The organism is Streptococcus infantis SPAR10, from assembly GCF_000279535.1.
GTDB classification, from domain to species: Bacteria; Bacillota; Bacilli; order Lactobacillales; family Streptococcaceae; genus Streptococcus; species Streptococcus infantis_I.
This window is the reverse complement of record NZ_ALCH01000004.1, coordinates 96,822-117,998: the sequence shown is the minus strand read 5'-3', so window position 1 is coordinate 117,998 and position 21,177 is coordinate 96,822. Positions and strand designations below refer to the sequence as shown.

Annotated in this window: 24 protein-coding genes; 3 read left to right on the top strand and 21 right to left on the bottom strand. The window is 40.7% G+C overall.

All coding sequences use genetic code 11. The features are described 5' to 3' along the window. Positions 1-29: 29 nt before the first annotated feature. From rbfA to SPAR10_RS05800, 10 genes are all read right to left on the bottom strand, one after another. The gene (gene rbfA / locus SPAR10_RS05845) at positions 30-380 is read right to left on the bottom strand and encodes a 30S ribosome-binding factor RbfA (RefSeq protein ID WP_004251823.1); all 351 of its coding nucleotides are present in this window, start codon (positions 378-380) and stop codon (positions 30-32) included. 250 nt (positions 381-630) lie between these two features. Then, positions 631-3,399 carry a translation initiation factor IF-2 gene (gene infB, locus SPAR10_RS05840; RefSeq protein ID WP_004251821.1) on the bottom strand — a complete coding sequence of 923 codons (2,769 nt, stop codon included), beginning with the start codon at positions 3,397-3,399 and terminating at the stop codon, positions 631-633. 16 nt (positions 3,400-3,415) lie between these two features. Further along, on the bottom strand, positions 3,416-3,715 hold the full coding sequence (locus tag SPAR10_RS05835) for a YlxQ-related RNA-binding protein (RefSeq protein WP_004251819.1): 300 nt from the start codon (positions 3,713-3,715) through the stop codon (positions 3,416-3,418). Beyond that, the gene (gene rnpM, locus SPAR10_RS05830; protein ID WP_004251817.1) at positions 3,708-4,001 is read right to left on the bottom strand and encodes an RNase P modulator RnpM; all 294 of its coding nucleotides are present in this window, start codon (positions 3,999-4,001) and stop codon (positions 3,708-3,710) included. Before rnpM ends, SPAR10_RS05835 begins: the two co-directional genes overlap by 8 nt. A 21-nt stretch (positions 4,002-4,022) precedes the next feature. Further along, positions 4,023-5,159: a transcription termination factor NusA gene (gene nusA, locus SPAR10_RS05825; protein WP_004251816.1), complete on the bottom strand. Its 1,137-nt coding sequence runs from the start codon at positions 5,157-5,159 to the stop codon at positions 4,023-4,025. A gap of 41 nt (positions 5,160-5,200) precedes the next feature. Further along, complete coding sequence (gene rimP, locus SPAR10_RS05820) at positions 5,201-5,680, bottom strand: ribosome maturation factor RimP (protein ID WP_004251813.1); 480 nt, start codon at positions 5,678-5,680, stop codon at positions 5,201-5,203. Positions 5,681-5,807: 127 nt separating this feature from the next. Continuing rightward, positions 5,808-6,443, bottom strand: a complete 636-nt coding sequence (trmB, locus tag SPAR10_RS05815) for a tRNA (guanosine(46)-N7)-methyltransferase TrmB (RefSeq protein ID WP_004251811.1) — start codon at positions 6,441-6,443, stop codon at positions 5,808-5,810. After that, positions 6,440-7,234 carry a cell cycle regulator CcrZ gene (ccrZ, locus tag SPAR10_RS05810; RefSeq protein ID WP_004251808.1) on the bottom strand — a complete coding sequence of 265 codons (795 nt, stop codon included), beginning with the start codon at positions 7,232-7,234 and terminating at the stop codon, positions 6,440-6,442. Before ccrZ ends, trmB begins: the two co-directional genes overlap by 4 nt. Positions 7,235-7,281: 47 nt before the next feature. Next, entirely contained in the window at positions 7,282-8,331 is a 1,050-nt protein-coding gene (locus SPAR10_RS05805; protein ID WP_004251805.1) for an ABC transporter permease, read from the bottom strand. Then, a complete protein-coding gene (locus SPAR10_RS05800; protein WP_004251802.1) occupies positions 8,328-9,059 on the bottom strand; it encodes an ABC transporter ATP-binding protein in 732 nt (243 codons plus the stop codon). Before SPAR10_RS05800 ends, SPAR10_RS05805 begins: the two co-directional genes overlap by 4 nt. A gap of 67 nt (positions 9,060-9,126) precedes the next feature. Between SPAR10_RS05800 and SPAR10_RS05795 the strand changes: the two genes are divergently transcribed. The 3 genes from SPAR10_RS05795 (at position 9,127) to SPAR10_RS05785 (ending at position 10,549) form a co-directional block, all read left to right on the top strand. Then, entirely contained in the window at positions 9,127-9,537 is a 411-nt protein-coding gene (locus tag SPAR10_RS05795; protein WP_004251801.1) for an HIT family protein, read from the top strand. 9 nt (positions 9,538-9,546) lie between these two features. Continuing rightward, positions 9,547-9,834 (top strand): hypothetical protein, encoded by a 288-nt coding sequence (locus SPAR10_RS05790; protein ID WP_004251799.1) that lies wholly within the window; start codon positions 9,547-9,549, stop codon positions 9,832-9,834. A gap of 73 nt (positions 9,835-9,907) precedes the next feature. Continuing rightward, entirely contained in the window at positions 9,908-10,549 is a 642-nt protein-coding gene (locus SPAR10_RS05785; protein WP_004251798.1) for a hypothetical protein, read from the top strand. Positions 10,550-10,626: 77 nt separating this feature from the next. Here SPAR10_RS05785 and dnaJ read toward each other — a convergent pair whose 3' ends face one another. The 11 genes from dnaJ to mraY form a co-directional block, all read right to left on the bottom strand. Beyond that, positions 10,627-11,763, bottom strand: a complete 1,137-nt coding sequence (dnaJ, locus tag SPAR10_RS05780; protein WP_004251795.1) for a molecular chaperone DnaJ — start codon at positions 11,761-11,763, stop codon at positions 10,627-10,629. A gap of 476 nt (positions 11,764-12,239) precedes the next feature. Then, complete coding sequence (gene dnaK / locus SPAR10_RS05775) at positions 12,240-14,063, bottom strand: molecular chaperone DnaK (protein ID WP_004251794.1); 1,824 nt, start codon at positions 14,061-14,063, stop codon at positions 12,240-12,242. Between the two features lie 371 nt (positions 14,064-14,434). Beyond that, the gene (gene grpE / locus SPAR10_RS05770; protein WP_004251792.1) at positions 14,435-14,950 is read right to left on the bottom strand and encodes a nucleotide exchange factor GrpE; all 516 of its coding nucleotides are present in this window, start codon (positions 14,948-14,950) and stop codon (positions 14,435-14,437) included. Between the two features lie 26 nt (positions 14,951-14,976). Then, positions 14,977-16,011, bottom strand: coding sequence for a heat-inducible transcriptional repressor HrcA (gene hrcA, locus SPAR10_RS05765; protein WP_004251789.1), 1,035 nt, complete (start codon positions 16,009-16,011; stop codon positions 14,977-14,979). 161 nt (positions 16,012-16,172) lie between these two features. Beyond that, complete coding sequence (locus tag SPAR10_RS05760) at positions 16,173-16,685, bottom strand: DUF2812 domain-containing protein (RefSeq protein WP_004251787.1); 513 nt, start codon at positions 16,683-16,685, stop codon at positions 16,173-16,175. A gap of 21 nt (positions 16,686-16,706) precedes the next feature. Continuing rightward, on the bottom strand, positions 16,707-17,282 hold the full coding sequence (locus tag SPAR10_RS11340) for a DUF2812 domain-containing protein (protein ID WP_004251785.1): 576 nt from the start codon (positions 17,280-17,282) through the stop codon (positions 16,707-16,709). Next, positions 17,282-17,602 (bottom strand): PadR family transcriptional regulator, encoded by a 321-nt coding sequence (locus SPAR10_RS05750; protein ID WP_000423982.1) that lies wholly within the window; start codon positions 17,600-17,602, stop codon positions 17,282-17,284. Before SPAR10_RS05750 ends, SPAR10_RS11340 begins: the two co-directional genes overlap by 1 nt. A 119-nt stretch (positions 17,603-17,721) precedes the next feature. Further along, positions 17,722-19,068 carry a type I glutamate--ammonia ligase gene (glnA, locus tag SPAR10_RS05745; RefSeq protein WP_004251784.1) on the bottom strand — a complete coding sequence of 449 codons (1,347 nt, stop codon included), beginning with the start codon at positions 19,066-19,068 and terminating at the stop codon, positions 17,722-17,724. A 35-nt stretch (positions 19,069-19,103) separates the two neighbouring features. Continuing rightward, the gene (gene glnR / locus SPAR10_RS05740) at positions 19,104-19,460 is read right to left on the bottom strand and encodes a transcriptional repressor GlnR (protein WP_000659542.1); all 357 of its coding nucleotides are present in this window, start codon (positions 19,458-19,460) and stop codon (positions 19,104-19,106) included. Positions 19,461-19,542: 82 nt separating this feature from the next. After that, positions 19,543-20,064 carry an FUSC family protein gene (locus SPAR10_RS05735; RefSeq protein WP_004251782.1) on the bottom strand — a complete coding sequence of 174 codons (522 nt, stop codon included), beginning with the start codon at positions 20,062-20,064 and terminating at the stop codon, positions 19,543-19,545. A 131-nt stretch (positions 20,065-20,195) separates the two neighbouring features. Next, a complete protein-coding gene (mraY, locus tag SPAR10_RS05730; protein WP_004251780.1) occupies positions 20,196-21,176 on the bottom strand; it encodes a phospho-N-acetylmuramoyl-pentapeptide-transferase in 981 nt (326 codons plus the stop codon). Between the last annotated feature and the right edge of the window lies 1 nt (position 21,177).

The window sequence follows — 21,177 nt, the reverse complement described above, 5'->3', positions numbered from 1 at the left end:
TAAACAAAAAAGAGGGTTACCCCTCTTTCTTATTTTTTATCCAGATTGCGTAACATTTCGTCAATCTTGTTTCCATACTCGATGGATTCGTCTTTGACGAAGGTCAAGTCTGGAATTTTATACAATTTCAAATTGTGACCAAGCTCACGTTTGATAGTTCCGGTTGCTTTTTCAAGGCCAATTTGGGCCTTTTGATTATCTGAAGCAAGATTACTCAAAATGGTGTAGTAAACCTTAGCTACAGACAAGTCACCTAGCATCTGAACATCTGTGATGGTCACTCCTTGGACACGAGGATCACGGACTTTCTTTTGCAAAATCTCATTGACTTCGCGTTTGATTTCCATGCCTACACGATCCGTACGGAAATGATTTCCCATGCTATTCCTTCCTCTCTATTGAATCAAAAGCTAGGCCAGCAGACCTAGCTATTTTTAAACTTATTGATTTTCAATTCAAATTGAAACGAAGTTCAATTTGAAATCATCTGCTTCTTTCGCCGTGGTGAAAGTGATTGGGCTGATCATTTAGTTCAATCACTGGGGATTTTTGAGACTCTAGGCTCAAAAATAAGCAATGAAACCATCGGTTTGCTTGCGTCCCACATCACCTAAGGAAGGAGCAAGAATCTTAGCGTTTGATTTCTTCCATGACATATGCTTCAATCACATCATCCATCTTGATATCATTGTAGCCATCAATCATGAGACCACCTTCACGGCTGTTTGTAACTTCTTTGACGTCATCTTTATAGTGTTTCAAGCTTGCAAGTTCACCATCGTAAATAACGACACCGTCACGAATAACGCGGACTTTAGAGTCACGGGTAACTTTACCGCTAGTAACCATAAATCCACCGATTGTTCCGACTTTAGACACTTTGAAGGTTTCACGGATAATTGCTTCACCGATAACTTTTTCTTCAAATTCTGGATCAAGCATACCTTTCATGGCTTCTTCCATCTCTTCGATAACCTTGTAGATAATGCTGTGGAGACGGATTTCTACATCATCTGCTTCTGCTTGTTGGCGGGCTTGTGGTGTAGGACGTACGTTGAAACCAACGATAAAGGCATTTGAAGCTTCAGCAAGAGTCACGTCAGATTCGTTGATAGCACCAACTGCTGAGTGGACGATGGTAACTTTTACACCTTCCACGTCAATCTTTTGTAGTGAGGCAGAAAGGGCTTCAACTGAACCTTGTACGTCGGCTTTGATGATGACGTTAACAGACTTAAGTTCACCAGCTTTAAGAGTGTCAAAGAGGTTTTCTAGGCTGACACGTTGAGTTGCTTGACGTTGTTTCATTAGAGCACGTTTGGCACGTTCTTCACCAGCTGCACGAGCAGATTTTTCATCTTCGTAAACAGCAAAGTGGTCACCTGCCATCGGTGCTTCGTTTAGACCTGTAATGGATACTGGTGTTGATGGTCCTGCAACCTTAACACGACGTCCAAGGTCATTGGTCATGGCACGGACACGTCCGAAAGTATTACCAACAACGATTGGGTCTTGAACGTTCAAGGTACCTTGTTGAACAAGGAGAGTTGCAACCGCACCTTTACCCTTATCCAAACGAGCTTCGATAACAGTACCGATGGCACGAACGGTTGGGTCTGCTTTGAGCTCTTGAATTTCAGCTACAAGAAGAACCGTTTCCAAGAGTTCATCGATATTCTGGTTGAACTTAGCTGAGATTTCTACAAACTCAGAATCTCCACCCCAAGCTGTTGACATAACACCGTGTTCAGCCAATTCGCCGATAACGCGTTCTGGGTTTGCACCTGGCTTATCAATCTTGTTAATAGCAACGATGATTGGAACATTAGCTGCTTTTGAGTGGTTGATGGCTTCGATAGTTTGAGGCATAACCCCGTCATCTGCCGCTACGACCAAGATCGTAATATCGGTAACAGAGGCACCACGTGCACGCATAGAAGTAAAGGCCGCGTGTCCTGGTGTATCAAGGAAGGTAATCTTCTTACCATTTTCCTCAATCTGGTAGGCACCAATATGCTGAGTGATCCCACCTGCTTCTCCTGTAGCGACACGAGAATTACGTAGGGTATCCAAAAGGGTTGTTTTACCATGGTCAACGTGTCCCATGATAGTTACAACTGGTGGACGTTCAACCAACTTGTCTTCATTTAGATATCCATCTTCTACGAAGAAACGTTCGATATCCGCATTGTCCACTTCTACCTTTTGTTTAGCTTCAATTCCATAATCAACCATGAGGAGTTCGATTGTTTCTCCATCCAAAGATTGGTTTTGAGTGGCCATAACGCCCATCATAAATAGTTTCTTAACAATCTCAGCTGGTTCACGTTTGATACGTTTTGCGATTTCCGCAACAGTCATACCATCTGTATATTCAAATTCTGTTGGCAATTCATGGAATTTACGCTCTGTAATAGGTTTTGGAGCCTGATTACGGTTATTTTGTTTATTGCCTTTTTTATTTTTCTTATTGTTATTCCAGTTACTATTTCTTTGATTTCTCACTTGATTCTGACTACTTCGATTCTTTTGTTGTTTTCTAGGACCATCTTCCTCGTGATCGTAATCATCACGATCTTTGTCTGGTCGAGCTTGCTTTTTACGACGTGTATCCACTACAGCCTCTTTGGCTACAGGAGCTACTTCAACTACAGGCTGAGTTTGTTCAGCTAGTTTAGCAGCTTCCTCAAAGATTTCCTCTGGCTCCTTACGTTTATTAGCTTGAGCCAAGGCTTCTTTGGCAACTTGAGACTGCTTGAAGCGTTCCTCGCTTGAGCGTGCGTATTCTGCATTTTGCTCAGCCTTCAGAGCTGCTGCTCGGGCTTTAAAGTCAATACGAGGACCAGCTTGGTTGGGACGATTATCAGCTTGTTGGCGATAATCATTGCCACGATTTCCTTGGCCTTGTGGTTTCTTCCCTTGGTCGTTAAAACGACGATTGTCACGGTTCCCTTGACCAGGTTTCCCACCATTACGGTTATCGTTCTTTTGACGGTTACCGTTTTGTTGTTGATCGCGGTTGTTACCCTTGTTTTGCTTGCGTCTTTCCGCTTGCTCTTTGGCACGCGCTTCACGTTCCGCCTTAAAGTTTCGACTCTGCGGTCTTGCAGCTACAACTTTTTCTTCCTTAGAAGCTGCAGGTGTAGCTGGTTTGCTTTCTTCCTTAGCGACAACTGGTTTAGCTGATGCAGGCTTTTCAACTTTCTTTTCTACACTTGCTTTTGCCTCTGCCTTAGGAGCAGCAGGCTTAAAGCTAGCTATAATTTTTTCAGCAGCATCTGCTTCAACGCTTGACGAGTGGCTCTTTACTTCCAAGCCCAACTCTTTTGCACGCGCGACAACTTCCTTACTTTCTTTTCCAAGTTCTTTTGCGATTTCGTACAATCTTTTCTTAGACAAATCATGTCCTCCTCTTCTATTCCATAAGAGACCTCATTTTCTTTGTAAATCCAGCATCTGTTACAGCCAGAACCTTTCTCGATTTTCCGACTGCTATGCTTAATTCCAGTGTTGAAAACACGGTAATAACTTCTACTTGATAATAGTGGCTTTTATCCTGAATCTTCTTGGTTAGATTTGGGCTAGCATCATGAGCTAGAAATACCAATTTAACTTTCCGGTCTTGAATGGCTTTGACAACCATTTCCTCACCCGAGATGATTTTCCCCGCTCGCTGAGCCAATCCCAAGAGATTACTTACTTTTTGCTTATTCAAGTCCTAACTCTCTTCTTTTTACTTTGTGATCAACATAGGCGATCAACTCGTCATAAAAGCTTTCTTCAACTTCCATATTAAAGCTACGGTTAAAGACTTTTTTCTTTTTAGCCTCTAGGGCTTCTGCATTGTCTAGCTTGATATAAGCGCCCCGGCCATTAGCCTTGCCTGTCGGGTCGATAAAGACCTCACCTTCTTTGTTCTTGACAATACGAAGTAAATCTCGCTTGTCAATCACATCGTTGGAAACAACAGACTTGCGCAAAGGGATTTTTCTTGTTTTCATCTTTCCCTCCTCTAGCAGATCTTATTCTTCAGTCAATTCGTCTGTTTCAGCGTAATCCACTTGACCTGCTTCTTCCATAGCTTCAAATTCACTTGCAGACTTGATATCAATACGGTAACCAGTCAAATGTGCTGCTAAACGAACATTTTGTCCACGACGACCGATTGCAAGAGATAGCTTGTTATCTGGAACAACCACCAAGGCACGTTTGCTATCATTTTCATCAAAGATAACTTGGTCAACTTCGGCAGGAGCAATGGCATTGTAGATAAACTCAGCTGGATCTGCTACCCATTCGATAACGTCGATGTTTTCTTCTACCGGAATCATGCGGTCGCTCTTAGCATCGTAGCGAGCTGGGTGGAATTTGCTAGTGATTTTCTTGATGTTTGCACCACCACGTCCAACGATTGTTCCGATAGCATCCACGTTAGGATTGTGGCTACGAACAGCAACTTTCGTACGATCACCTGCTTCACGGGCTACGCTCATGATTTCAACAGTTCCATCATATACTTCAGGAATCTCTTGTTCCATCAAACGTTTGATCATCTCTGGGTGGCTACGGCTGACAAAAACGTTAACTCCACGAGGGTTGTCTTCCACTTTGTAGACATAAACTTCGATACGATCGTGGGAAGCAAACACTTCTCCAGGAATTTGGTCTTGTTTTGACAATTGGGCTTCAATGCTGCCAAGATTGACATAAATGAAGCGGTTATCAAAACGTTCAACTGTACCTGACATGATTTCTTGTTCATGCTCTTTGTAAGTATTATAGGTAATGGCACGTGTTTGCTTACGCATTTTTTCCATGATTGTTTGTTTAGCAGATTGGGCTGCTACACGACCAAACTCTCCTGGTGCTTCTTCAAATTTGATTTTGTCACCAAGCTCATAGGCTGAATTAATAGCAAGGGCATCTTTTAAACTGATTTCCAAACGGCTATCAAATACTTCATCAACAACTTCACGGACAGTATAGACAGTAAAGTCCCCTGTCTTTTCGTTAAAATCAATAGCTACACTATCAGATTGACCATAGCGTCTACGGTAAGCAGAACGAAGTGATTCTACTACTGCGTCGATGATATCTTCTTTCTTGATTCCCTTGTCTTCTTCCAAAATGCGGAAGGCCTCTAGCATTTCTTTACTCATGTTCTTTTTACTTTTGAATTCTCAAAAGCTATCCTTTCTTTCTATAATTTTACTGCTAAACGTGCTTTTGATACCAAGTTATATGGAATTTGGACTGTTTTCTTGCGAGTTTTATCCATATATTCCATAGTCAACTCATCCTCTTCAAAGGACAACAAGGTTCCTTCAAAAACCTTTTGCTTATCGATGGCTTGATAGAGCCCGACATGGATGTATTTCCCAACCGCTCCAGCGACTGCTTCCTTGGTTTTCAAAGGACGCTCCAATCCTGGACTTGTAATTTCTAGGAAATATTGTTCTGGGAAGGGATCCGGCTTGATAGTATCTAGGACCGGACTGATAATTTCAGTCAAGTCTGCCGTATCATTCAAGGTGATTCCTTCAGGCTTGTCTACAAAAATACTAAGAATCATGTCACTGCCAATCTTTCCGTACTCGATATCTACGAGTTCAAAAGGAGCTTCAATAACAGGTTCTACGACTTCTCTGACTAATTCAACGATAGTTGCGATTGCGTCCACCTCCTCATAAGCAAGAGGCGAAGATATCTCCCCGCCTCTCTTTCTTATATTCTTATTATTAAGTATAGCACTTTTTAGTAATAATGTAAAGCATAAGCACTCAAATAGCCTGACTTCAAGCTTTTTCTTAAAATTCTGCTTCAACTCGGTAGATGACTTGACCCTTGCTTGAGAACTTTTGCTCATACTCAGTCATGACATTTCCCTCAAAGCCACTGGCATGTAAATCTAACCAAACACCATTGAGTTTCATGCCATATTGTGAAAAGCTCACCAAGCTATATTCAAACAAGCCACGATTATCTGTCTTGAAATGAATTTCACCATGTTCAGGCAAGATTCGTTTGAAAGTATCCAAGAAGCTCTTATAAGTCAAACGACGCTTCGCATGGCGTTTTTTAGGCCATGGATCCGAGAAATTCAAATACAAGCGATCAATTTCACCATCTTCAAAATAATTGGTCAATTCTGAACCATCAACCCATAGAAGTTTGATGTTGGGAACTCCAACTTCTAATACCTTGTCCAAAGCATAGCTTAATACAGATTTCTGAATATCAATCCCGATATAGTTGATGCCAGGGTTTTGTTTGGCCATTCCTGTTACGAAAGCACCTTTGCCACTACCAACCTCTACATGGATTGGATTGTCATTGCCAAACAAATCTCGCCACTTACCTTTAGCTTCTGCGGGGTTTAAGACAACATACTGCGGATTAGCCTCTAACAGTTCTGTTGCCCCTTTACGATTTCTAACTCTCATTTTTTCTTTCCATACTTATCTCGGAAGCTACGCAAAGCATAGATTTCCCGATTTACATTATCCAAATCTTGATTTTCATAGTATTTGGTAATGAGGCTCAAAAATGACAGTTGAGCATACCAATATAACTTATTCAAGACAGTTTGATTATACTTATAGCCATAATTAGTTAGCCATTCTTGCCACTGATACTCTGGAATATAGTGACAGAGCAGATAGGCCACATCAAACATACGATCAGTCAAGCGAACAGAATCCCAATCTACTAAATAAATCAAGCCACTCTCTGTCTCAAACCAGTTGCTATGACGAACATCTCCATGGACTATGGTTGCATAGTCTTCCCTAAAGCTAGGAAGATTCTCACGCAAATCACCTAAAACCATACGTAGATACTGGTTGTTTTTTAAAGCATCCGGAGCCTTGTTTACCCATGACTGAAGTAAATCCGAAGGTGTTTCCATTGCATATCCCAATCGTGTCAACTGGGTCATTAAGGGACGTGAACAGTGTAAACGTGTCAAAATATCGATAATTTGTTTACGGTTCATATCGCTTGGCGTCAAAATTTTTCCTGTCAACCATTCCTGAGCGGACATATCACGGCCGTCTGGTAAACGACGACTCCAGAGCAATTGTGGTGCAATTTGCTCTCTAGCTAAACCAGGCAGGATTGGAGAAGTATTCATTTTTATAAAAACACGTTTTCCATCAGGATAACTTCCCATATAAGCTTTTCCGCTCTTCCCAGATATCGGGGTTAGCGTTAGCTCAATATCACCCAAGTCCATTTCTTTCCTCCGAATAAAGTTTCCTTATTATTCTACTAATTTTTATGCTATTCGTCAACCAATCTTCTCAGTTGATACGGCAAATAAAGAAATTGCAAGACAAGACTTGCTCCCACAAGTGCTAGAACAAGAATTTTGTCCTTAAAAACAAGCAATCCTATAAGACTTTCCAAGATTAATACAAAGAACCCAATCGCTCTCAAAATTTCCTTCAAGCCTTTCTCTTTTTGCCCCTTACCTACTGGGAATAATTGCGTCAAATATTGATAGTCGAAGGCATGATAGAGGGCTAGAAGCTGGAATAACAAAAGATAATTGAATAAAATTACAATTGCGACTGCAATCCAAGATTGCTCAATGAAGACGAGAGCGGTCAAAGATAGGATTATGAGTCGCATACTAAGGGCGAATAAATCTCCATTTCTCAGGTAGGAGCGGAGATAAAGATTCTGCCAGATTTTTCCTGGTACTTTCTGAACTCCCTTGAGAATAAAGTCCAGATAAGCTCGGCGCTTAACACTATTTGAAATCCCCTTGACCTGTGTAAAGAGGGCAAAGAATCGAAGCAAGAACTGCTTACGTTTGCTTTCCTGTGCAATGACATAATCCCAGTCTAGTCCATTTCCAAGGAAAAAGTTGCTAGACTTTTGGCGAAAAATCACATATTTTACTATCCCCAAGACAAGGAGATAGACTCCAAAAATCGGCAAACCAAGACCCATGGCTAAGAATAAAGGCGCAAACAGGAGCAAAAAGAGAGTCTGTACACTGACCCAAAAGATGAAAGAAATCATACTTTGCTTCTGTATGTGTTCTCTCACTTCTTCTTCAGCAACTAAAAGAAATAGTTTGTCAGGCGCTTCTAGATAGGTCGCAATACCACCCCAAAGCAAAAGCAAAATAGACATCATCCCAATCAAAATTAGGATTGGGAAATGATTCTCAGGAAAGTGTTGGAGCAACTGGTTGTACTGGTAGGCCAAAAATCCTAACAACACCAACAAAAATAAGACAAAATGATCATTGAGCACATAACGGAGATAGCCCAAGCATTCCTTGCGAAATTCCTGCTTTCGTTTTAAAAACAAGTCCTTCATAGTTCCTCCTCTTTGGTCAGAGCCAAATAGATATCATTGAGGCTTGCTTCTGGCATATCAAAGGCTTCTCGGAGTTGTTGGAGATTTCCTTTGGCTCTTACTTGACCTTTGTGAAGAATGACAAAAGAGTTACACATCTTTTCAGCAGAATCAAGAACGTGGGTACTCATAAGGATAGACTTTCCTTTTTTCTTTTCCGCTTCTAGAAGTTGAATCAAATCTGAAATCGCTAAAGGATCAAGACCAAGGAAAGGTTCATCTACGATAAAGAGACTAGGATCCACGACAAAGGCACAGATAATCATAACCTTTTGCTTCATCCCTTTGGAAAAATGAACTGGAAACCAATCCAATTTTTGATCCAAACGGAACATTTTTAAAAGCGGCTCTACACGTTCAAAAGCTAGATTTTGCTCGATACCATAGGCCATAGCAACTGTCTCAATATGTTCTCTGAGAGTCAATTCCTCGTACAAGCTAGGAGTTTCAGGGATATAACCAATTTTCTTGCGATAGCTCGTAGCATCCTCTCCTAAAGTCAATCCGTCAATCTTGATCTCCCCACTATATGGCGTCAAAAGACCAATAATTTCATTGATAGTCGTTGATTTTCCTGCACCATTCAAACCAATCAAACCAACTAACTGTCCGCTTTCAACTGTAAAGGAAACATCTTTCAAGACAGGGACATGAACATAGCCTCCTGTCAGGTTTTTAATTTCTAACATATTTTCTCCGAATCTGGTATAATGTAGCTATATTATATCAAAATTCAATACACTAGAGGTGGTTTTTATGTCAGATTGTATTTTTTGTAAGATTTTAGCAGGAGAAATCCCTGCAGCCAAGGTTTATGAGGATGAGCAAGTTCTTGCCTTTCTTGATATTTCTCAAGTAACACCTGGTCATACTTTGGTCGTACCAAAAGAACACTATCGCAATCTTTTAGAAATGGATGCTGCGAGCGCTAGCCAACTCTTTGCTAAGGTTCCAGTCATTTCTCAAAAGGTTATGAAAGCTACCCAAGCTGAAGGTATGAATATCATCGCCAACTGCGAAGAGGTAGCTGGACAAACCGTTTTCCATACCCATGTCCACCTCGTTCCTCGTTATGGTGCAGATGATGACCTAAAAATTGACTTTGTTGCCCATGAACCTGACTTTGACAAACTTGCCCAAGTCGCTGAAACGATCAAAAACGCTTAAGGAGTTCCTATGAAACTATCAAATTTACTACTTTTTGCTGGATCAGCAGTCGGATCTTACCTCCTCGTTAAAAATCGTGAAGTTATCACTGAAGAAGTTTTAGATACAACTGATCGCGTTGAAGCAATCAAAGGTGATTTAGATGTTATCCAAAATAGCTTACAAATTATCAATCAACAAAAAGAAGTCATCAAAGAGTATCAAGAAGACCTCACTTACAAATTTAAAGTCTTAGAGAAAGACCTCCAAGCAAGACTTGCTGTCATAAAAGAACTACGAGAAACTGAAGAAAACTAAAAAAGAAAGCATCCAACTTTCCTTAAATCCATTTTGGGTTACTAGATTCGAACAGAAAAGGGAGGGACTAAACATGAAACAGTTTTTAAAAGTCATCTTGATTATTTCCGGTTGCTTCTGTCTTTTTGTAACCCTAGCATTTCTACTAGTGGCCAATCTTTTCAAGGCTTCACCGAGTGACATCCGAGAGGGGAAGGAAGCCTTAAAACAAATCTTTATCTCCATTGACCTCCCTCCTGAAAAAGTAGAATCAAATGGTAGCTATCAATTCGAAGGGGGAGGATTGGATTTTTATGTGACTTTCTCAGATGAGGTCATCAATAGCCACCCTGTCCTTAAAGAAAGTCCAAACCTCACTAAAAATCGACTCAAAGTCTATGTCCTACAGACAGGAGATATTTCTTACTATAAAGTAGGGGATAACTTGTTCAATCACGGTTTATTGCAATTTTTAGAGAAAGAAAGTAGGAATTATTTACAAGAAATCGGAAAGAAACCAAATCCTAATTACTCAATTTTATATTGGAAGGATCAGGAGAGCCTAAAAAAGGGTGTCGCATTCTATGAAAAAGCGTTAATCTTGGTAGATATTCAGGATAATTCGGCGATTAAGCATATTGATACTGTCACCGTGAAACCTGGTAAAGAAGCGGAAATCAAGCAACTCATTCAGGAAATGGATGAAGCCGGCTTGCTCACTCAAAAGTATAAATAGTAGACTAACTGGAAAATGATTTTCTGAAGCTAAATTTTTCAAGACAACACAAAAAGAGCCAATCGGCTCTTTTTGTTTTATTCACCCTCAAAGGCATCTTTTATATGGTCAAAGAAGCCTTTTTTCTTTGGATTGACTTTCAAGTCACCTGCAGCTGCAAATTCTTTCAAGGCTGCTTTTTGGCGATCGTTCAAGCCTGTAGGCGTCACGACATTAACAGTGACATATTGGTCACCAACAGCACCGCCACGTAGACTTGGAGCTCCCTTACCACGTAGACGGAATCGTTTACCGGTTTGAGTTCCCTCTGGAATCACCAATTCAACATCACCGTGAACGGTTGGAATATCGACAGTATCACCAAGAGTTGCTTGGACGATATTGAGGTTTAACTTGTAGAAAATAGTTGTTCCTTCACGTTCAAATTTATCGCTTGCTTCTACAGAAACGACTACATACAAATCTCCATAAGGACCACCGTTAAAGCCTGCCTCCCCTTGACCAGCTAGACGAATTTGTTGACCAGTTTCGACACCTGCTGGAATTTTCACATGGACACTGTGGGCTTGTTTTTCATGACCTGTTCCATGACATGTTGTACATGGATCTTTGATTTCTTTTCCGCGACCATGACAGACATCACAGGTTACTTGGCGACGCATCATACCAAGCGGTGTTTGAGTATCGACGTTGATAACACCAGAACCGTGACAGCGTCCACAAGTAACTGGACTTGTTCCAGGCTTAGCACCTGATCCGTTACAAGTACGACAGCTTGATTCACGATTGTATTTGACTTCTTTTTCAGTACCAAAGATGGCTTCTTCAAAAGTCAAATTGACGCGATACTGGAGGTCATCACCTTGACGAGGAGCGTTTGGATTGCGAGAAGAACCGCCTCCGCCGAAAAAACTTGAGAAGATATCTTCAAATCCACCAAAACCGCCTGCACCATCGAAGCCACCGAAACCGCCTGCACCACCAAAGCCACCGTTGGCTCCAGCCGCACCATATTGGTCATAAGCTGCCCGCTTTTGTTCGTCACTTAAAGTCTCATAGGCTTCTTGAACTTCCTTGTACTTTTCCTCAGCACCAGGTTCTTTGTTGATATCTGGGTGATATTTTTTAGATAATTTCCGATAGGCTTTCTTGATCTCATCTTGAGATGCATTCTTTGAAACGCCCAAACGGTCATAAAATTCAGTATTGTTCATTTAAGATACCAAGACCGAAAAATTCGACTGAAAAATAGGAAATCTGACGCAGGAGCGATGCTCCTAGACAGATTTATCTTTTTTCCGAGAATATCGGTCGGGTTCAGTTCCTTTCTTTCATATTGAGTAAGAAACTTAAGAGTTCGAGTTCAATTTCTCGAACACTCTTTGTTCCTTTCTATTGATATTGTGAATCAAACCACGATTTAGGTCGGGTTCAATTCCTTTCTTTTATATTCCCAAATAAATGAGATTCAGTCCCCTTTTACCGAAAAACAGAGGCTGGGTTGCAACCTCTGGATTTCTTCTTATCATTACGACATTCTAAAGCAAAGTCGATTATACTTTGTTTTTGAACTAGTAAGGCTGAATTGAGTTTCGGCTAAAAACTTCGGAAAAAAGATAAGCCATCTTTTGTGCATCGCACAAGGCGATGGCTTCCTATTTTTCTTTCGTTTTCTTAACGCCTCAACATCTTACTTTTCAGTAAACTCTCCGTCTACGACGTCATCGCCTGCGTTTCCTGTTGCTTGTGCGCCTTCTGCTCCTGCTTGAGCTTGTTGCGCTGCTGCGGCTTGTTCGTAGAGTTTAACAGCAAGTCCTTGAGCTTTTTCGTTCAATGCTTCAAGTTTTGCTTTCATTTCGTCCAAGTTGTTGTCTTCTTGAGCTTTCTTAAGATCATCAAGGGCAGCTTGTGCAGCATCACGTTCTGCATCGAAGCCTTTGCCTTCAGTTTCCTTGATTGTCTTTTCAGTCGCAAAGATAGCTTGGTCTACTTCGTTACGAAGGTCAACTTCTTCTTTACGTTTCTTATCTGCTTCAGCGTTTGCTTCTGCATCTTTCATCATGCGGTCGATTTCTTCGTCTGTCAAACCTGAGTTAGATTGGATAACGATTGTTTGTTCTTTTTGAGTTCCAAGGTCTTTGGCCTTAACAGATACGATACCGTTCTTATCGATGTCAAATGTTACTTCGATTTGAGGGATACCACGAGGTGCAGCTGGGATATCTGTCAATTGGAAACGTCCAAGAGTCTTGTTATCTGCTGCCATTGGGCGTTCCCCTTGAAGAACGTGGATATCAACAGCTGGTTGGTTGTCTGCTGCAGTTGAGAAGACTTGTGATTTAGAAGTTGGAATTGTAGTGTTGCGGTCGATGAGTTTTGTGAAGACTCCACCCATTGTTTCAATACCAAGTGACAATGGCGTTACGTCAAGAAGGACAACGTCTTTCACATCACCAGTGATGACACCACCTTGGATGGCAGCTCCCATAGCAACTACTTCATCAGGGTTCACTGATTTGTTTGGTTCTTTACCAGTTTCAGCTTTAACAGCTTCAACAACGGCAGGAATACGAGTTGAACCACCGACAAGGATGACTTCGTCGATTTCTGACAAGCTCAAACCTGCATCTGAAAGGGCTTGACGAACTGGAACTTTTGTACGTTCTACAAGGTCACGAGTCAAATCGTCGAATTTAGCACGAGTCAAAGTCATTTCCAAGTGAAGAGGTCCAGCCTCACCAGCAGTAATAAATGGCAAGCTGATTTGAGTTGAAGTCACTCCAGAAAGGTCTTTCTTAGCTTTTTCTGCTGCATCTTTCAAACGTTGAAGAGCCATCTTGTCGTTTGACAAGTCGATACCATTTTCTTTCTTGAATTCTGCTACTAAGTAGTCGATGATTTTTTGGTCAAAGTCATCACCACCGAGTTTGTTATCCCCCGCAGTTGCCAATACATCAAAGACACCATCACCGAGTTCGAGGATAGATACGTCAAATGTACCACCACCAAGGTCGAATACCAAGATTTTTTCTTCTTTGTCAGTCTTGTCCAAACCGTAAGCAAGAGCTGCTGCAGTTGGTTCGTTGACGATACGTTCTACTTCAAGGCCAGCGATTTTACCAGCGTCTTTAGTTGCTTGACGTTGAGCATCGTTAAAGTAAGCTGGAACTGTGATAACAGCCTTGGTTACTTTTTCACCAAGGTATTCTTCCGCATAACCTTTCAAATATTGAAGGATCATCGCTGAGATTTCTTGTGGAGTGTATTCTTTGCCGTTAGCAGAAACTTTTTCAGAAGTACCCATCTTAGATTTGATAGAGATAACTGTATCTGGGTTTGTAACTGCTTGACGTTTTGCAGCGTCACCAACGATGATTTCACCGTTTTTGAATGACACTACAGATGGAGTTGTACGGTTTCCTTCTGGGTTTGCGATGATTTTTGATTCAGTTCCTTCAAGAACTGCCACTGCTGAGTTTGTTGTACCTAAGTCAATACCAATAATTTTAGACATATGTTTTTCTCCTTAAATTTTATATTCTATTTTTCTTTTTGATACTCTCCTTAGGTGGCGGCGCCGTCAGAGCTTAACTTCGTTAATCTCTTTGACTAAACTTTGAGCCTAAGGTCTCAAAGTTTGCGCAAATAGCGCCACGGCGAAGAGTACCGCCTTTGGTTCGCTTCGCTCACTATTGGTAAAGCTGAACCATTGTTTATCTTTCTTTCATAGTTTAGTGTCGTTTCGGACAAGTTTTCTATTATGTAAATTGCGACACGAGAAGTCGAAATCGATTTTATTTCGACGACGAGTTAGTAAGGAGGCTAGGCAAACGCCATAGCGATTGCCGTTTTCTGACGAGTTGCTTTAGCTACCGTCAGAATTACCTAGTTATAGACAACTACCATAGCCGGTCTTAGGATGCGGTCATGGAGTTTGTAGCCTTTTTGAAAGACTTGTGCGATGGTGTCAGCTGGATGCTCATCATCAGCTGGGACTGTTTGAATAGCCATATGGTAGTTATGGTCAAACTCTCCATCAGCTGCGATTTCCTCGATTCCTTCTTCTTTCAGAGCATGAATCAAACTTTCTTGGACCATTTCCAAGCCCTTCTTCACATCATCTGTCAAGCCTTCAACGGCAAGAGCGCGTTCAAGGTTATCAAGCGATGGCAAAATTGCTTTTGCCAAATCTTGGCTGCGATAGCGTTGCAAGAGTTGACGCTCTTCATTGGCACGACGCTGAATGTTTTGCATTTCTGCGTGGGCACGAAGATATTTGTTTTCAAACTCCTCGGCACGTTCATTAGCCAAGTCCAATTCCAACTTCTCGGGAGTTGTTTCTTCAGCTGTTTCCACAACTTCCTCTTCTTTTACTTCTTTATTTTTTATATCTTGGGCCATTTTCGCCTCCTTTAATGATTTCAATCTTAATTCACTTCATAGTGATTGCTACTGAGATAGCGGTAAAAATCCGTCAACTTCATGGTCAAAACTCGATTGACAACGTTGAGTTGATTAACCAATTGTTGATAATCCAGATTGACCGGACCTATAATCGCAAGAATTCCAAACCCACGATAGGGAATCAGGAACTTACTGCTAATCACTGCTAAGTCAGCAAGACAAGATTCTTGGCTATCCGCAACTCGGACATTTTGCATCTGGTCGCCAATCAGATTTTCTCGAATTTCCAAAGCAACCTTTTGTGGTTGATCAAAGAATTGATAGGCAGCTAGATTAGCGAAATTCAGAAGATTAACTTTCCCAGAAACCACGATATTTTCATTGAACATTTCTTTGAAGATATGTTCAACGAGGTCCATAACATTGTCCGTTGTTGTGAAGTAACGTTGGATAATCTGCGGAATCTCTGTCCGAATCTTATAGTGAATATCCAAAACAGTCTGATCCAGGAAACGTTCTTGAATCATGGTCTTGAGGCGGTTCAAATCCTCCTGCAAGAAATTTCTCGGAATCAAAAACTGACTGGTAACTGTTCTAGACTCATCAAGCGTAAAAACAGCAAGAGCTATATGTTGCCCGAGGACAACAATATCAAAAGCTGTCAGCTTCTGCCTACTTGGTTCAACATCCAGCGCTACAACCGTACAACCACTCAAGTCTGACAAAATTTTCGTTGCCTCTTGAAGAACATCCTCAAGGTTGAAGAATTCTTGATCAAAGGCTTTTACAATCTCATAAACTTGATTTTCAGCTAAACGGTCAAAGGATAGGGAGTGTTTGACATAGTATTGAAAACCAGCTACACTTGGCATCCGACCACTGGAAGTATGTGCCTTTTCAAGCAAACCTTGCTTTTCTAAAGCTGCCATGTCATTTCGAATGGTAGCACTACTAGAGTTGATAGACTCTTGCAAGGCTTTGGATCCAACAGGTTCGTGCGTTTTGGTAAAGATGTCAATAATCAGATTTAAAATATTCTGCTGACGTTCTGTAACCATCTCGCTACTCCTCTCTGATAGATCTTTTTAGCACTCGACGCACCCAAGTGCTAACTTATGATTCTATTATACACCCTTAGAAAAGAATGTCAAGACAAAAACTCAAAAAATTAGCACTCTTTTACTAAGAGTGCTAAAAATCAGTCTGAGGACCTAGAAAATCATCTTACATTCACAAGATATTTCTTTTTAAGTCTATAAAAACTATAGATTAGATAGGAAATCATGAGGGCATAAAGGGCAAAAATAAGGAAGAAAGACTGAGATAGACTTTCGCGAAACAAGCTCATACAAACAACTAGACCGCCAGAGATAGAAACTGTAGATGTACGAAGTCTAGATTTCACATCAGCCCATCGAAGACGATCGTCCATGAAAGATTGATCATTTGAATCTACATCACAAGTTGCTTTTCTAAAAACAGTATAAGAACAATTTCCCACAAATTCCCATCCTCTATCCTTAATACTTTGTAAACCTACCTCATTTTTTCTAAGGTAGCTAGTATTCCACACACGGTAAATCACATCATCTGGTCGGCATGGTTCAAAATAGAAAAAGCCAAAACGATTCGATTTAAATTTCCAACCTTTCAAATGCATCTCATGCAAATAATCTTCTACCTTATCCAAATCAAAAATGGTAAACATTCGAAATTGTACTTTGCTATTCATTGTCTAACCTCCAAAATGGTTTTATTTATCAGATAATTCTCTCCACTTTTGAAACAATCTCAAAAAAATATAAGAAATCTGAATCGTGAAAACTATCAATAAAGTACAGTCTATGATAACAATCAAAAACATTCCCCAACTGAAAGAACTACCTCCACTGACAAACTTTGAGAAAACCGGTAGTAGCGCTAAAAAGAGAAGCAAAATAGGAAGCATCCGCATTGTTAAAATCTTCTTGACCATTGCTAACTTCCCTGCTGCGTCATTATAAATTTCAAACTCGGCATCCGACTCAACTCCAGAATAAAGCTTTCTAAAGTAGGAAAAACCATTAAAGTCTGTAATATGCTCCCACCCACAATCTTTAAATAGTTGTAAATAGGAAGCTCTCTCTGACCTTTTCATAGGATAAAAGTCCAACTGATAAACCACCTGCTCCGGTTGGCACTTTTCAAAAGTATACTTAACCGCAACTACTAAGATAGAGTAGCTTACTTCCTTAAGTTTCCAGCCCTGAGCATGCATTTCTCCGAGATAGAGAGCCTCTCTATCATAATCCGCAATGGTAGCAATTCTATAAACAACTTTCTTTTCCATCAGAGTTCCTCCCGACTGTTTCTATAAAGCCGTTCAATACGTTTCAACTCAATCTCTAAAACTTTTCGGCCCAAGTCTGTTATCTGGTAGATTTTACGTTTCTCCTCTTCTCGGACAAAGGAAACCAAACCATCCTTTTCCATCTTCGATAGGGTTCCATACATAGTTCCAGGACTAATGGAAACCTGTGAATCTGTCATCTCTTTGACCTTTTGTGTAATACCATAGCCATGATTCTCCTTTTGCAGACAGAATAGAATATAAAAACCCGTTTCAGTCATGGGAAGGTAGACACGCCTAATCTTATCTGTTAATTCCATTTAATCAGACCTCCTATTTAGTTCGATGTATCGCACCTCGTTATATAAAATATATCACACCTCGATATAAAATGCAAGAAAAAAAGATCGTCCTAACGGACAATCTTTCTGATTTATCATTAGTATAGATCTAGGTAGTTATCAATTTCCCATTGTGAAACGAAGGTTGCATAGCTTGCCCACTCAATTCGTTTGGCTTCAAGGAAGCTAGTGTAGATGTGTTCACCTAGAGCTGCTTTAACCACTTCGTCTTCTGTCATAGCCTTCAAAGCGTTGTGAAGAGTTGACGGAAGGTCTGTGATACCAGCCTCTTTACGCTCTTCTGCAGTCATGATATAGATGTTTTCTTCGATTGGCGCTGGTGCTTCGATTTTGTTTTCAATACCGTGCAAACCAACTTCCAAAAGAACAGCCATTGCGATATATGGATTTGCCATTGGGTCTACTGAGCGCAATTCCAAACGTGTTCCCATCCCACGAGTAGCAGGAACGCGCACCAACGGTGAACGGTTACGACCAGCCCAAGCGATGTAAACAGGTGCTTCATACCCTGGAACCAAACGTTTGTATGAGTTAACGGTCGGGTTCATGATAGCTGTGTAGTTGTAGGCATGCTTGATCAAACCACCAAGGAAATGATAGGCTGTTTCTGACAATTGCATTCCTTTTGGATCATTTGGATCAAAGAAAGCGTTGTTCCCTTCATCATCAAACAAGGACATATTGCAGTGCATTCCTGAACCAGCGATACCAAATTTAGGTTTAGCCATAAAGGTTGCATACAAACCATGTTTACGCGCAATTGTCTTTACAACAAGTTTAAAGATTTGAATCTTGTCACAAGCACGAAGAACTTCATCATACTTAAAGTCAATCTCATGTTGACCTACGGCAACTTCGTGGTGACTAGCCTCTACCTCAAATCCCATTTTAGTCAGGACATTTACAATCTCACGACGGGTATTATCGGCAAGGTCTGTAGGCGCCAAATCAAAGTAACCACCCTTGTCATTCACCTCAAGAGTTGGGTCTCCATTTTCATCAAGCTTGAATAGGAAGAATTCTGGTTCCGGACCAAGGTTGAATGATTTGAATCCAACTTTCTCCATGTGATGAAGAGCTCGTTTAAGGTTGCTTCGAGGATCTCCAGCAAATGGCTCTCCTTCTGTTGTATAGACATCACAAATCAATCCTGCGACACTACCGTTCTCATCTCCCCAAGGGAAGACAGTCCATGTGTCCAGGTCAGGGTACAAGTACATATCTGATTCATTGATACGAACAAACCCTTCAATAGAAGATCCATCAAACATAGCCTTGTTTGACAAGACCTTGTCTAGTTGTTCATCTGTAGCAGGAATTTCGACGTTTTTCATGGTTCCCAAAATATCTGAAAACATGAGACGGATAAAGGTTACATTTTTTTCCTTAACTTCACGACGAATATCTGCAGCTGTGATTGGCATGGTTTTTCTCCTTATATATGACGACTAGCGGTTGCCTAACCGCGACCAAAAGGTGATTGTTGAGAAGCGAAGCGACTTTGTTGAAGAACTTCATTCCGAAGGGCACGACGAACCTCAGTTTGACTAACTGGTTTCTTGGCTTTCGCCTCACGTTCGGCATATTTTTTCTTGATAGCAGCAATGTTCAGACCTTCAGAGATATAGTCCTTAATCTCAAGCAACCGATCCATGTCATTTAAAGAATACATCCGGCGATTACCTTCGTTTCGATCAGGTTTTATCAACTCTTGATCTTCGTAATAACGAATTTGACGCGCCGAAAGATCGGTCAGCTTCATAACACTACCAATGGGGAAAACTGCCATATTGCGACGAAATTCTTTTTCCTTCATGTGCACTTCCTCTTCTTTCTGTCTATTATAGTCTAAAAAAAATCAATCGTCAATTGTTAATGTCATATCTTGTGACATTATTTTATTTTTTCTGTATGAGACTCCGCAAGCGATCAATATCATAATTTACTAGAATTGCTACAAAAACTCCCATAAAAGTCTCAAAAACTCGAGCAAACACGTACAAAACAGTCTCTCCGCTCGGAATTGATAGGGTAATAATCAGCATGGCTGCAACTCCGCCTATGACACCTGCCTTATTGTTCATGGCAACATTTGTCATGATGGTTAACATGGTACATATCGGAACCACAAGGAGAGTTACCCAAAAGTCTCCATGAAAAAAGTTGTTCAAGAGAAAGAAAATCAGCGCATAAAAACCACCGATACTATTCCCTAAGATACGAGATGTCCCAAAATGGACACTCTTATCAAAGTCTTCTCTCAAGCTAAAAACGGCTGTAAGAGCTCCAATCTGAAGTCCCTTCCATCCAAAAAAACCAAAAATCATGAGGACCAAAAAAACAGCGATTCCTGTTTTAAAGGTGCGCATCCCCAACTTAAACTTAGATTTATCAAATCTATACTTTTTAAAATAACTCATCATTTCATCTTTCTTTTTTTCCATTTTATCATAATTTTACTTTTTTGAGAAAAGGATTCCTCAACTGAAGAAAATAGGAACTAAAAAGAGAAGGGTATAAATCCTTCTCTTTTATATTCCAATATTCTATTTTAGAATAAATACATGAAAGCCAAGGTGACGAGACTAGCAAGCAAGCCCACTCCCCAGAAGAAGAAATCGACCTTCCACTCACTCCAGGATTGACCTTTACCTGAAAATCCACCCAACTCAAAATGGTGATGAACTGGTGTCATCCGGAAGATACGTTTTCCGCCACTCAACTTAAAGTAGGTAACTTGCATCATGACAGATGTTGTTTCAAAAACATACACTATACCAATCAGGAGTAGCGTCCATTCTTGGTGCAACGCCATAGAAATAGCGGCCAACATCCCTCCAAGAGCAAGACTTCCGACATCTCCCATAAAAACTTTAGCAGGCTTATGGTTAAAGACAAAGAAACCAAGAAGACCACCAATCATGGCAAGAATCACTAGGAGAATATCCAATTGGTTTTGTACATAAGCAATGACTCCATAGGCAGATAGGCTAATCACTACTGAGATACTTGCCAAGCCATCAATTCCGTCAGTCAAGTTAACAGCATTCGAAAAACCAACCAACCAGAAGAGAGCAAAGAAAATGTAAAGAACGCCTAAGTGCAATGGATAACCAAATACATTTAAGACATCCCCTCCTCTTTCATAAAAGAGATAGAAGATAACTCCTCCTACTAATTGAAGCAAGAGCTTTTGTTTAGGATTGAGCCCTTCATTGATTTTACGAAAAACCTTGAGGAAATCATCTAAGAAGCCAACCAAACCATACAAAACGAGAATAAAGAGGATCATTCCGACATTGTTGGTTAGTTGATTAGTCAAAAGTGCAAGAACTAAACTAACTAAAACACTTGTTACGAGGAAGACTATTCCTCCCATTGTTGGCGTCCCAGCTTTTGCTTGGTGCTGTTTAACATCCTCATGCATCTGTTGACCAGTAATTTGTGCTTTACGGTAAAAACGGATAAAAGCTGGAATTCCTACCACTGTAAGAACAAAAGTAAGGATCCCAGGAAAGATAGAAACTAGCATT